Below are 12024 nucleotides of genomic sequence, written 5' to 3'. Positions count from 1 at the left end.
GGCGGGATGCGGAGGGTGCTCAGGGGGAGAGCGGATCGACCCCTCGAACACGACCCACGAACTTCTGGACACCGCCGAGATCGGGGTTGTCGAAGCCATTGAGACGTCGAAGGCCCGTGACGACGGCGAACACCGACATTCCGTAGGTCGCTTGCACAGCCGCCTCGAGACCCTCGATGCTGCCAAAACCGGAGCCGACGGCCGCCTCGAGAATCGAGAGAGGGCCGACGTCGTCCGCATCCCCGCCGAGTAGCGCACCATCGACCGGAGCACCCAGCATCGAGATCGCGCGGGTCAGCCGGCGAGCGGTGATCGTCGCCGTCACCGTCTCCCCGCCGCCGGTGTCGCCGAACACCGTGTTCAGCTCCGTCTCAGTGACCTGGAGGCGCCCTGCCAGTGCCGCGGAGTCGAACGAGGCAATGCGATACGCCCGCCCGATCTCCTCCTCGGCCGCGTAGCGGAGGGCCCGCTCATCCATCCGGCCCGAACTGATCTGGGCGGCATCGGCGATGAAGAGCGCTGCGACGAGTTGCACCAGGATCGTCGCCGTCGGTTCGGTCGGAATCGAATGGTTCTGGATGATCGGCAGCAGCGTTTTCAGAAAGGGGAGGAGCGGGTCTCGCAGCAGCGCGGAATAGCTGAGCGCCCCGAAGTCGCTGGTCGGTTCGATGCCGTGCCCGGCCAGGAGTTCCCGGGGCACCGAGACGAGCAGCACGCGCGATGGCACGGAGTTCACAGCCGCCAGCGTGAAGATGCTGGTGAGGAAGGCTGCTGTTCCGGAGGCGAAACGCAGATGGTTGCCATGGTGGTCGATCGTGATGTCGCCGGAGAGGAGGAACGCGATGCTGAGGTAATCGTGGTCTGTGCTCAGAGCGCCAGAGGGCGAGGCGGAAACCGGTGAGACCGCGAGGTCGGAGACCAGCACGTCGCCGAACGTCCAGTGCACTCCGCGCAGCCAGAATTCCGCGGGATCGTCCGAATGGATCTCTCCCTCCGTGAGGGACAGGCCGACGGCTCCCGAGAGTTCGATGTGTGCACGCGTACTCGCTGTCATGGTCGCCCCGCCCGGCGACCGGGTCTGGGGTCGTCGTGCCCTGAGGCTCAACCTAGTCTGCTGGCGCACCTTCGGGACGCGTTTACAGAATATCTGTCAGGTTCCTGTACGTCTACGCCGGAATCTCGGGCTTGTGGCGGCACCCCTAGCCGTTCACCGTCGACCGCGCCATAGACCTAGATCACGTCGTCGGAGAGCGTGCTGGGTGCGCCGAACCGATGCCGCGTGATGCTCACGGCCTGCTCGTGCAGGAACGGCAGCAGTTCGAGCCGGCCCGCGGATGTTACGGGGTTGTCGTAGATCGCGAGGTCGGGTCGTCCGCCGGCGGCCGCTGCCAGGGCGCTCCTGCTGCCGCCGATCAGTCGCACGCGCTGGGCACGGAGATCGGATGCCCCGGCCAGCCATTCCGCGTCGGTCTCGACTCGCATGCGCACGGCACCGGCCTTCGCCGATCCGATCGCCCCGGCGAGTGTCGCCGCCCGCACCTGAACGGCGCTCGACACGTCGACGGGTGCGCCCGCTGTCGCGGCAGCAGAGAGCACTCGCAGCAGCAGTTCGACGGGCTGGCCTTCGCTCAGCCGCACGGTGACCGGAAGCGCCCGGTAGCGGAACACGTTCCGCTCGGCGGTCAGCGCCGAGACGTCGTGGTTGACGCCGAACTCGGTGGCCCACGCCGCCCGGTCGCTCTCCTGGGAGCGCGCGAGGAAGCCCGCATCTGGTGCTGCGGCTTCGTACGCCCCGGCAGCGGGTGCGCCATCCACCGCACCCTCAGCCGGCAGCCATGACCCCAGACCGATCAGGTAGTTCGGGCCGCCGGCCTTGGTTCCCGCGCCCACGGCCGACTTCTTCCAGCCGCCGAACGGCTGCCGGCGCACGATCGCACCGGTGGTGCCGCGGTTCACGTAGAGGTTGCCGGCCTCGACCGTGTCGAGCCAGAGGCGCAGTTCTTCGGGGTCGAGCGAGTGCAGCCCGGCGGTCAACCCGTAGTCGACCTCGTTCTGGATGGCGATGGCCTCCTCGACCGTCGCTGCCGTCATGATGCCGAGCACCGGGCCGAAGTACTCGGTCAGGTGGAACTGCGAGCCGCGTGCGACGCCCGTGCGGAGGCCGGCGCTCCAGAGCCTGCCGGTCTCGTCGAGCTTCTTCGGCCGCACGGCCCAGCTCTCACCCGGCTGGAGGGTGGTCAGGGCATCCAGCAGCTTGCCACTCGCGGGTTCGATGATGGGGCCCATCTGGGTGGTCGGGTCGGCCGGGTAGCCCACCTTGAGGGCGCGCACTGCATCCACGAGCTGGTTGTTGAAGCGCGCGGAGGTGCCGGCCGATCCGACGAGGATGACGAGCGAGGTGGCCGAGCACTTCTGGCCTGCGTGGCCGAAGGCAGAGGAGACCACATCCTTCACGGCGAGGTCGAAGTCTGCGCTCGGCGTGACGATGATCGCGTTCTTTCCACTTGTCTCGGCCAGCAGGGGCAGGTCGGGACGGAACGAACGGAACAGCTCGGCCGTCTCGAACGCGCCGGTGAGGATGACGCGGTCGACGCGCGGGTCGGCGATCAGCTGGCGGCCGAGCTGCTGTTCGTCGACGTTCACGAGCGTCAGCACCTCGCGGGGCACCCCGGCCTGCCAGAGCGCTTCGACCAGGACGGCGCCGCAGCGTGCGGCCTGCGGGGCGGGCTTGATGACGACGGACGACCCGGCGGCCAGCGCGGCGAGAACCGACCCGGCAGGAATGGCCACGGGGAAGTTCCACGGCGGCGAGACGACCGTCAGCCTGGCGGGAACGAACCGCGCCCCCTCGACCTGGTCGAGTTCGAGCGCCAGCTCGGCATAGAACCGGGCGAAGTCGATGGCTTCACTGACCTCGGGGTCGGCCTGGTCGAGTGTCTTGCCGGTCTCGCTGGCCATCACCTCGAGCAGGTCTGCCCGGCGCTCGGCCAGCCGGTCGGCGACACGGTTCAGGATGACCGCCCGCGCGGCCCCGCCGAGAGCGGCCCAGGCGGGCGCGTTCTTCCCGGCATCCGACAGCACGGTGTCGAGCTCGGCCTCGGTGGTGAGCGTCGTCTCGGCGACACCCGTGCTGCCCAGGGTCGACGCTTCGACGCGGGAGAGGATGTCGCGGCCCCAGGCCCGGTTCGCGGGCAGCGCGGGGTCGGTGTCGGGAGTGTTCTCGAACGGGGGAAGGGGGGTGGAGTCATCCGGCACCGTGTTCGACGGCGTTGCGGCACCGTCGTGCTCGGTGGCGCGGTTCTGGTTCCGCCGCGGGGCAGGGATGCTCGAATCGAGCCGTTCGAGAGAACTGACGAAACGCTCGCGCTCCCGGTTGAAGAGTGCTTCGTTCTCGGTCAGCTCGAAGACGGCCGACATGAAGTTGTCCTGGCTGGCGCCCTCCTCGAGGCGGCGGATCAGGTACGCGATCGCCACGTCGAACTCCTTCGGGTGCACCACCGGCGTGTAGAGCAGCAGCCCGCCCACGTCACGTTTCACGGCTTCGGCCTGGCCCTGCGCCATGCCGAGCAGCATCTCGAATTCGATACCCGCCTCGACTCCACGCTGCTTCGCGAGCAGCCAGGCGAACGCGAGGTCGAACAGGTTGTGACCGGCCACGCCGATGCGTACGTTGCCGATGTGCTCGGGGCGGAGCGCATACCCGATCAGGCGCTTGTAGTTCGTGTCGGAGTCGCGCTTCGTGCTCCAGGTGGCGACGGGCCAGTCGTGAAGCGAGGCCTCGACGAGTTCCATCGAGAGGTTCGCGCCCTTGACGATGCGCACCTTGATGGCCGCGCCTCCCGCGGCGCGCCTCGTCGCCGCCCACTCCTGCAGTCGCACCATCGCGGCGACCGCATCGGGCAGGTAGGCCTGCAGCACGATGCCCGCCTCGAGGGTCTGCAGGTGCGGCAGGTCCAGGATGCGCGTGAAGACCGCGATCGTCAGGTCGAGGTCTTTGTACTCCTCCATGTCGAGGTTGATGAACTTGGGGGCGGGGAAGGATGCTGCCTTCTCGAAGAGCGGGGTGAGGCTGGCGACAACGTGGTCGACCGCCTCGTCGAAGGCCCAGACGGAGTGCGGGGCGACCGTCGAGGAGACCTTGATCGAGACGTAGTCGACATCGGGCCGGTCGAGCAGGCGGTGGGTGCCCTGCAGCCGGCGCTCCGCCTCGTGCTGGCCGAGCACGGCCTCGCCGAGCAGGTTGACGTTGAGGCGCACGCCTTCGGTTCTGATCTTCGCGATGGCCGCGCCCAGCTTCTGGTCTGTCGCATCGACGATGAGGTGGCCGACCATCCGGCGCAGCACCGTGCGGCTCGCGGGAACGACGACTCCGGGGAGCACCGGAGCCATCACGCCACCGACGCGCACGGCGGCCTTGAGGTACCACGGTAGGAACGCCGGCACCTTCGGGGCGAGCTCGGCCAGGTTGCGGGCTGCGACACGCAGGTCTTCGGGGCGCACGACCCCGTCGACGAAGCCGACCGTGAAGGCGAGCCCGTGGGGGTCTTTCAGCACTCCAGCGAGCTGGGTGGCCGAGGAATCGACCGGTTCCGCCTGCGACTCGGTCAGCCAGCGCCGCACGAGTGCGACCACGTCGGGCACCAGAGCGACGGCCTCGTCGCGCAGGGTGTCGGGCTGCGAGGCCTGGGCGGCGTCGGTTGCGGGGGTGGCGAGGTCGGTCATCGGGTGCTCCTGCGGTCAGAGGTGCGTGCGTTCCGTCCAGTCTCCGGCTGCGGTCTCGTCAGGTAAAGCGATGTTTTCTTATTGGTAGTGATAAGTTCTGCTTACCGGATTTGTCCACAGCTCCTCTGATCTCTTGACAGTTCGGCTCCCTGTCCCATCGACCATCGGATGATCGTGCTCGACGTTCGCCGCCTCCGGCTCCTGCGTGAACTGAAGCTCCGCGGAACGCTCGCGGGCGTCGCGCTCGCGCTCAACCAGAGCCCCTCCTCCGTGTCGCAGCAACTCGCGCTGCTCGAGGCCGAAGTGGGCGTCGAACTGCTCCGTAAGAGCGGGCGGCGGGTGCAGCTCACCGCGCAGGCCGAGATCCTCGTGGAGCACACAGCGGCGGTGCTCGAGCGGCTCGAACTCGCCGAGGCCGACCTCGACGCGTCGCTGCACCAGGCCACCGGTGTGGTTCGCATTGCGGTCTTCCAGTCTGCGGCGCTTGCGCTGATGCCTGCAGCGCTCAGCCTGCTGGCGGCCGAACACCCGCGGCTCCGTGTCGAGATGACGCAGCGCGAACCCGAGACCGCCCTCTACGAGACGTGGGCGCGCGACTTCGACCTCGTGATCGCCGAGCAGTACCCCGGCCACGCGGCCCCGCACCACCCGGAGCTCGACCGGCTGAATCTCACGACGGATGCTCTGCGGCTGGCGGTGCCCGACGCGCCTTGGCCGCGCGATGCGGGCGGCCCCGACTTCTGGCGCATCACCTCGCTCGAGGAGGCCGCGGATGCAGCCTGGGTCATGGAGCCGCGCGGTGCAGCATCCAGGCACTGGGCCGAACAGGCCTGCCGCCAGGCCGGCTTCGAGCCCGACGTGCGCTTCGAGACCGCCGACCTCCAGGCCCAGATGCGCCTCGTCGAATCGGGCAACGCCATCGCGCTGATGCCCGACCTCGTCTGGACCGACCGCGGCACGACGGCCCGCCTCATCGACCTCCCGTCCGCCCCGCGCCGCAGCGTCTTCACGTCGGTGCGGCGGGCCAGCGCGGCTCGCCCCGGCATCATCGCGTGCCGAGAGGTGCTCGCCCGCGTCGCAGCAGCCCCCGCGGCCGCCCTGCTCCTTCCGCTCCGGTAGCCCGTCGGGGTCTCGCCGCGCGCAGGGTCAGGCGCGCTCGCGGATGGTCGTGACAATGTCCACGAGGGTGGGCGTCGCCGGTGCAGAACCGAAGCCGAACGTCACGGGCGGCTCCAGCCGCTGCACGCCGCCCAACGCGGAACCCTCCCACGTGGCATCCACCGCCGTGATTGCGCGCGCCCGGGTGACGCCGTAGAACTCTCGCCGCCCGCCGCCCGCGGAGCCACTCGTGCGGGCGCCCGGCACGAGCATCCGTGCCACCGGATCGATCGCCTGCAGCCAGACCGGATGCACGGCGAACGCCCGCGGAACACTTCGGAGCAGCCGCCCGACCGCCGTCGGCCCGCCGATCTGCAGCGTCACCTCGAGCGGCCCCGCGCTGATCCGGATGCGCCGGGCGAGGTCGCCGCCAGCGCCCTCGCCACCGGTCGCCTGCCCGAACCGAACCTCGACCACCTGCACCTCATCGAACGTGTAGGTGCTCGACACGTACTCGGCCACCGCCTCACTCGGCGCCATCAGCAGCCGGTGACCAGAATCAGACTCCACCATCACGTCGGCGAACCGCCCGAACGGCGAACGCTCCCACATACCGATCACGAGGCGGGGCCCCGCCTTGGTGCCGAACCCGGCGATCCGCCCCTCGAACCGGCTGAGCCGCCCCGCTTGAATCGAATTCACCATTCCAGCCTACCCAGCCATATTCGAGCCGGTCTGAGTTCTCTTCGACTTCAGCGTCTCACGACAGACGTCACACCGAGCGGTTCGATGATGCCCGCCTACCTCATGTCGGAGATCGATGCCGGGCTGAGGCTTGTGCTCGACCTCTGACCTCGGGAACGCTGCCGGTGTGCCCGGCGACGGCGACAGATCGGCGAGAGATCGGCGACAGACCTACGACAGCACATCCTTCGAGGCGAAACGGCCGTAGGCGAGTGCGCCGAACACAGCGACGTAGCCGAGCTGGAGCAGGGCGTTCGACCCGAACGACGACCACTCGATGGGCTGGCGCAGCAGATCGGCGAAGTCGAGCCAGTAGTGACTGAACAGCCACGGGTGTAGGGCGTCGAGCTGGGGGAGAGAGTCGAGCACCTGCGACACGATCGAGATCACGACGGTCGCGGCCATCGCGCCGACGGGAATGTCGGTGAGGGTCGAGACGAAGAGTCCGATCGCGGTCAGCCCGAGCAGCGAAACGGTCACGTAGCCCGCGATGAGCAGGGCGCGAAGGCCCGCCTGGCCGACGCCGATGGTGTCGCCGGAGAGGAGCGTCACCGGGCCGACCTGGAAGAGAGCCGCCCCGATCAGCACCCCTGCCAGCACAACGACCACCGTTGCTGCCAGACAGAAAGCCATCGCGGCCACGAACTTCACGACGAGAAGACGCACGCGGCCGACGGGGGAGACGAGCAGGTAGCGCAGGGTTCCGAGGTTCGCTTCGCCCGCGATGGTGTCGCCCGCCACGACTCCGACGGTGAGGGGCAGAAAGAGCGGGATGCAGATCGTCAACGCCACCAGCGCGACGAAGAGGCCGTTCTGGCTGATCTGGTCGATGAACGCGGGGCCCCGGCCCGAGGATCCGGCGGACGAGATGCGCACGGCGACGGCGACGAGCACCGGGATGAGGGCCAGCGCGAGCAGCATGACCCAGGTACGCCGTCGCCGGAACAGCACCGCGAGTTCTGAGCCCATCAGCGCCCAGCCCGCGGTGGGCCGACGGGTGAGCGGCTGAGTCACGCGAGCTCCGGATGCTGTGGGCGAATCCGCCTCGTCACTGTGCGACATCGAAACCCTCCCCGGTGAGCGCGACGAAGAGATCCTCGAGGGTGGCACGCTCGACGGCGAAGCCGCGCACGCGCACACCGCCCGCAACCAACGCGGCGACGATGTGCTCCGGGTCGAGGGGCCGGTCGGCCAGCGTGCCGGGACCGATCGCCCCGTCACCATCCTGCCCGGCGTCGAGCGGTGCCGTCACGGTCTCGCCGTCAAGAGGGTGGGTGTCGCTGGCATCTGCATCCGCCGCCAGCCCGAGTTGAGCGAGCACGCGCCTCGCCGCACCGGGGTCGGGCGTCAGCACCCGCACGCGCGCCTGCCCGGCCTGCCGAAGCTCGTCGAGGCTGCCCTGGGCCACCAGGTGCCCGGATCGCATGACCGCGGCGTGGGTGCACATCTGCTCGATCTCGGCGAGCAGATGGCTCGACACGAAGACCGTCGTTCCCGAGGCGGTGAGCGAGCGGACGAGGTTCCGCACCTCGCGGGTGCCCTGCGGGTCGAGTCCGTTCGTCGGCTCGTCGAGCACGATCAGCTCGCGCGGGGTCAGCAGGGCATTCGCGATGCCGAGCCGCTGTTTCATACCGAGCGAGTACGCCCGCACCTTCTTGCCCGCCGCGTGCGTCAGGCCCACTCGCTCGAGTGCCTCACCGACCCGCACGGTACGGGTCGAACTCTGCGCGAACCGATCGGCGCTGTCGAGTCGCCGCAGGTTGGCCGTGCCCGAGAGGAACGGGTAGAACCCGGGCCCCTCGATGAGCGCCCCCACCCGGGGGAGCACGGTTCCCGCGCGTTTGGGCATCTGCTGGCCGAGCACGCTGATCTCGCCGCTCGTCGCGGAGGCGAGGCCGAGGAGCATCCGGATGCTCGTGGTCTTGCCGGAGCCGTTGGGGCCGAGGAAGCCGAACACCGACCCGCGCGGAACGGAGAGGTCGATCCCGTTCACGACCGTCTGGCGCCCGAACACCTTGGTCAGGCCCCGGGTCTGGATGGCGAGCCCACCGTCAGGCATGACCGGGATCACTGGGCGGCGGCGGCCTCGAGGGCTTCCGCCGAGACGGATCCGGCGAACACTCGACCATCGTCGGCCACGAAGACGTTCAGCAGGGTGGTCGAGAGCAGATGACCTCCGCTCACCGGCGTGGTCAGCTGCGCGAGCAGCGGAGAGGAGGTGAGGGCTGACGAATCGGAGCCGGCGGGCAGCTCGACGATGGAGCTCCAGCCCGTTCCGGTCACGATCGGCTTCGCGGCATCTGAGGCTGAGTGTGCGGGTGCGGTGGCGTCACCGCTCGGCGCCGACGGCTTCTCCACAGTCTTCTCGGTCACGGTCGTGCCGGCCGGGGGTGTGAACGAGAAGAGGTCGGCCGGCGGGGTGGACAGGTCGAGCGATGTGAACGAGCTCGAGAAGGCGGGGTCGCTCGCCCCAGCCGCGGTGACCTCGACACGGAGGGGGAGCCCGGTCGCGGAGTCCACGGCGATCGACACGGCTCCGACGAGGGTGCTGCCGGATTGCGGAGTCAGCACGAGGTCGTAGGCCGAGCGCCCCGCCACGGTGACGTCGCCGCCGACCGAGACGTCGGTCGTGGAGGAGGCAGCGTCGAGGAACTTCGCCGCCAGCTGCTGGGGTGTCGCGGTCTGCTCGGGGCCGGTGGGAACGGCATCCGCAGTCGCCGACGTGGTCGCGTGCACGGCCGTCTGCTTGCCGGAGTCGTAGAGCCAGAGAGTGTCGCCCTGCTTGATGACATCACGTTCGGCGAGCTGGTCGAGAACCTGCACGCGGAGGTTGCCCGAGCCCGTCGTGCCGTCGACGTACACGCGCGCCGTATGGGTGCCCGTGAGGAGATCGAGGGCCGAGGATGCCGCGGCGGCGGTGCCGGCGCTGCCCTCGGAGCCGGACGTGCCGCCCGAAGTCGCCCCGCCAGAATGGGATGCCGACCCAGAACCCGATCCGGTGCCCGACGGCAACGTCGGCAGCCCGAGGTCGGAGGTCTGCTCGACGGTTCCCGAGAATGCGGTGACCGAACTGCCGGCGACCAGCGCGAGCACCTCCTGCGGGGACTTGCCGGGAAGACCCGCTGTCGCACCGGCCGAGAGGGGAACTGCAACGGCCGCTCCGGCCACCACCACACCGGCCACTGCCGCCGGGATCCAACGCTTCCACACCGTGCTCATCGAGTTCGCTCCTTGAGATCTGTCGGGGACATTACACCCGTTTTCTGCGAGTTCCGCTGAATCTTCTGAAGGGATGCAGATCGCGCCACACCGCCACCCCTCCGGCCCGATTCGGGCCACCGCCGCCCTCTGCCGTAGGCTCGATTCGGACCCAACGCCGGGACCCGCCGCGGGCGAACCGCGGCATGGCGGTATCGCGGCCACGCGGCACCGCGCGAGAGAGAGCTGCACATGACGTACCTGCCCGAGCACGCGAAAGCCGTCGACACCCATGCCGAAGAGGTCTCCGCAGAGATCGCCCGTTCCTGGCTGCTCGTGAACGCCACCAAGACCGACACGTTCGACGCCGCTGCGGCCTCGAGGGCCGACCAGGTCATCCTCGACATCGAAGATGCCGTCGACCCCGCCGCCAAGCCGACGGCGCGGGCGGATGTCGCCTCCTGGCTGTCGGGCGGCGGAAGCGCCTGGGTGCGCATCAACGACCGCACGACCGACTTCTGGTCGGGCGATGTGGATGCCCTGAAGGGCATCCCCGGACTCCGCGGCGTCATGCTCGCCAAGGCCGAGTCGGGTGCGCATGTCACGGAGACCTTCGACCGCCTGGGCGGCAGCACCCCGGTGATCGCGCTCATCGAGTCGGCGCTCGGCATCGAGGAGGCGCGCTCCATCGCTGAGGCGCGCGGTGCCTTCCGGCTCGCGTTCGGCAGTGGCGACTACCGCCGCGACACCGGGACCGGTGCCGATGACCTCGCCATGGCGTATCCGCGTTCCCGCCTCGTCGTGGCGAGCCGCATCGGCAGGCTGCCCGGCCCGATCGACGGTCCGACCGTCGGCAGCAGCCACCCGGTGCTGCGGGAGCAGTCGGCGCTCGCCGTCACCCTCGGCCTCACCGGCAAGCTCTGCCTCGACGTCGAGCAGCTGCCGGTCATCAACGAGGTCATCAGCCCGACGCGCTCCGACGCCACCTGGGCCCGCGACTTCCTGGCGGACTTCGAGTCCCGGGGGAGGGTCATCCGGGATGGCAGCGACCTGCCCCGCCTCGGCCGTGCGCAGAAGATCGACAAGCTGGCACAGGCGTTCGGAATCCGCCCGCTGTAGCCCTCGGCACGGGTGCAGGGAATGAACGCGAGTCCCCGGGCGCTCTACCCTGCATGAGGGTTGAGCTCTGGTCGTCGTCGTTCTGCGGGGCATGCGCCTCCACGCGCGCTGTGCTCGAGCGTGCGCACGAGCTGGTTCCGGATGCGGCACTCACCGAATCGAATGTCGCCCTGTCGCCGGCCGCCGCCGAGAGCGACGGGATCACTGCCACGCCGACCGTGATCGTCACGACCGACAACGGCAGGGAGGTGTTCCGTGCCGTGGGCGTGCCCACCCTGCCCCAGGTGCTCGGCGCCGTCGCGCTCGCGCTGCTCGACTGACCCGCCGGTACCCCCCCCGCACCGTGGCGTGCGCAGCACACCCGCACCTCGGTGGGCGCAGAAGAGGAGGGTGGCGCCGTTACGTCGCAGGGGCCGCCATCTGTCCGCCCGATCCTCTTTTGCGAACCGGCCGGCTGGCGAATCGGGCGACTGCGAACCGGCTGGCTGGCGAATCGGGTTGCGGTGAGCCCAGTGGCCGGGGAATCGGGCGGCTGCGAACCGGCTGGCCGGGGAATCGGGCGGCTGCGAACCGGCTGGCTGGCGAATCGGGTTGCCGTGAGCCGAGTGGCCGGCAGGTGAGGGCGGTGCCGGGAAGGAGTCGGTGGTCAGCGCGCGTAGGTCACGAAGCGGTACCGGATGCCCGTGCTCGACTCGAGCCACGGGGTGCTCGCCACCCGGTCCCACGACGCGTCGACAGGTGGGGCGAAGGTGTCGCCCTTGACGCCGAGGTCGAGCTCCGTGACCTCCAGCCGGGTGGCGAGCGGCGACAGCATGGCCAGTCGATAGAGTTCGCCACCGCCGATCACCCAGAGCGCCGCACCCGGTGCCTGAAAGTCGTGCAGCACAGCACCGAGGTCGTGCAACGGCTCCGCGCCCGCACTCGACCACGTGCGGTCGCGGCTGAGCACAAGGTTGCGCCGGCCGGGGAGAGGTCTGAACCGCTCGGGCAGCGAGTCCCAGGTGCGCCGCCCCATGACGACGGCGCTGCCCGTGGTCAGCTCACGGAAGTGCGCGAGATCCTCGGGCAGGTGCCACGGCATCGTGCCGTCATAGCCGATGACGCCGCCCCGCGCCTCGGCCCAGATGAGCGCGAGGCTCATGC

General features: G+C 69.7%; 10 protein-coding genes. 3 read left to right on the top strand and 7 right to left on the bottom strand.

From position 1 onward, the window contains the following. Positions 1-19 precede the first annotated feature (19 nt). Both B7R21_RS14580 and B7R21_RS14575 read right to left on the bottom strand, forming a co-directional pair. Positions 20-1054: a hypothetical protein gene (locus tag B7R21_RS14580; protein WP_116283961.1), complete on the bottom strand. Its 1035-nt coding sequence runs from the start codon at positions 1052-1054 to the stop codon at positions 20-22. A 176-nt stretch (positions 1055-1230) separates the two neighbouring features. Beyond that, positions 1231-4722 carry a proline dehydrogenase family protein gene (locus B7R21_RS14575; protein ID WP_116283960.1) on the bottom strand — a complete coding sequence of 1164 codons (3492 nt, stop codon included), beginning with the start codon at positions 4720-4722 and terminating at the stop codon, positions 1231-1233. Positions 4723-4896: 174 nt separating this feature from the next. Here B7R21_RS14575 and B7R21_RS14570 point away from each other — a divergent pair, with 174 nt between their 5' ends. Beyond that, positions 4897-5841, top strand: a complete 945-nt coding sequence (locus B7R21_RS14570; RefSeq protein ID WP_116284269.1) for a LysR family transcriptional regulator — start codon at positions 4897-4899, stop codon at positions 5839-5841. A 27-nt stretch (positions 5842-5868) separates the two neighbouring features. Here B7R21_RS14570 and B7R21_RS14565 read toward each other — a convergent pair whose 3' ends face one another. The 4 genes from B7R21_RS14565 to B7R21_RS14550 all read right to left on the bottom strand — a co-directional run bounded on the left by B7R21_RS14565 (position 5869) and on the right by B7R21_RS14550 (position 9783). Then, the gene (locus tag B7R21_RS14565) at positions 5869-6522 is read right to left on the bottom strand and encodes a hypothetical protein (RefSeq protein ID WP_253259831.1); all 654 of its coding nucleotides are present in this window, start codon (positions 6520-6522) and stop codon (positions 5869-5871) included. Between the two features lie 213 nt (positions 6523-6735). Next, positions 6736-7626, bottom strand: coding sequence for an ABC transporter permease (locus tag B7R21_RS14560; protein ID WP_437184191.1), 891 nt, complete (start codon positions 7624-7626; stop codon positions 6736-6738). Continuing rightward, on the bottom strand, positions 7613-8623 hold the full coding sequence (locus tag B7R21_RS14555) for an ABC transporter ATP-binding protein (protein ID WP_116284267.1): 1011 nt from the start codon (positions 8621-8623) through the stop codon (positions 7613-7615). Before B7R21_RS14555 ends, B7R21_RS14560 begins: the two co-directional genes overlap by 14 nt. Positions 8624-8631: 8 nt before the next feature. Then, positions 8632-9783, bottom strand: coding sequence for a LolA family protein (locus B7R21_RS14550; protein ID WP_116283958.1), 1152 nt, complete (start codon positions 9781-9783; stop codon positions 8632-8634). A 231-nt stretch (positions 9784-10014) separates the two neighbouring features. Here B7R21_RS14550 and B7R21_RS14545 point away from each other — a divergent pair, with 231 nt between their 5' ends. Together B7R21_RS14545 and B7R21_RS14540 are read left to right on the top strand one after the other, a co-directional pair. Continuing rightward, positions 10015-10881, top strand: coding sequence for an HpcH/HpaI aldolase/citrate lyase family protein (locus tag B7R21_RS14545; protein ID WP_116283957.1), 867 nt, complete (start codon positions 10015-10017; stop codon positions 10879-10881). Between the two features lie 53 nt (positions 10882-10934). After that, entirely contained in the window at positions 10935-11201 is a 267-nt protein-coding gene (locus B7R21_RS14540; RefSeq protein ID WP_116283956.1) for a thioredoxin family protein, read from the top strand. A gap of 326 nt (positions 11202-11527) precedes the next feature. Here the strand turns inward: B7R21_RS14540 and B7R21_RS14535 are convergent, their stop codons facing one another. After that, positions 11528-12022 (bottom strand): dihydrofolate reductase, encoded by a 495-nt coding sequence (locus B7R21_RS14535; RefSeq protein ID WP_116283955.1) that lies wholly within the window; start codon positions 12020-12022, stop codon positions 11528-11530. Between the last annotated feature and the right edge of the window lie 2 nt (positions 12023-12024).

It is taken from the genome of Subtercola boreus (genome assembly GCF_003399625.1).
GTDB lineage: Bacteria > Actinomycetota > Actinomycetes > Actinomycetales > Microbacteriaceae > Subtercola > Subtercola boreus_C.
Note: the sequence above shows the minus strand (reverse complement) of the source record. Positions and strands in the feature narration are given on the sequence as shown.

Bases quoted from the DNA above. Each gene is read 5' to 3' on its own strand.
- B7R21_RS14580 (WP_116283961.1), bottom strand. From the start codon at position 1,054: ATGACAGCGAGTACGCGTGCACACATCGAACTCTCGGGAGCCGTCGGC.
- B7R21_RS14575 (WP_116283960.1), bottom strand. From the start codon at position 4,722: ATGACCGACCTCGCCACCCCCGCAACCGACGCCGCCCAGGCCTCGCAG.
- B7R21_RS14560 (WP_437184191.1), bottom strand. From the start codon at position 7,626: ATGTCGCACAGTGACGAGGCGGATTCGCCCACAGCATCCGGAGCTCGC.
- B7R21_RS14555 (WP_116284267.1), bottom strand. From the start codon at position 8,623: ATGCCTGACGGTGGGCTCGCCATCCAGACCCGGGGCCTGACCAAGGTG.
- B7R21_RS14550 (WP_116283958.1), bottom strand. From the start codon at position 9,783: ATGAGCACGGTGTGGAAGCGTTGGATCCCGGCGGCAGTGGCCGGTGTG.
- B7R21_RS14545 (WP_116283957.1), top strand. From the start codon at position 10,015: ATGACGTACCTGCCCGAGCACGCGAAAGCCGTCGACACCCATGCCGAA.
- B7R21_RS14540 (WP_116283956.1), top strand. From the start codon at position 10,935: ATGAGGGTTGAGCTCTGGTCGTCGTCGTTCTGCGGGGCATGCGCCTCC.
- B7R21_RS14535 (WP_116283955.1), bottom strand. From the start codon at position 12,022: ATGAGCCTCGCGCTCATCTGGGCCGAGGCGCGGGGCGGCGTCATCGGC.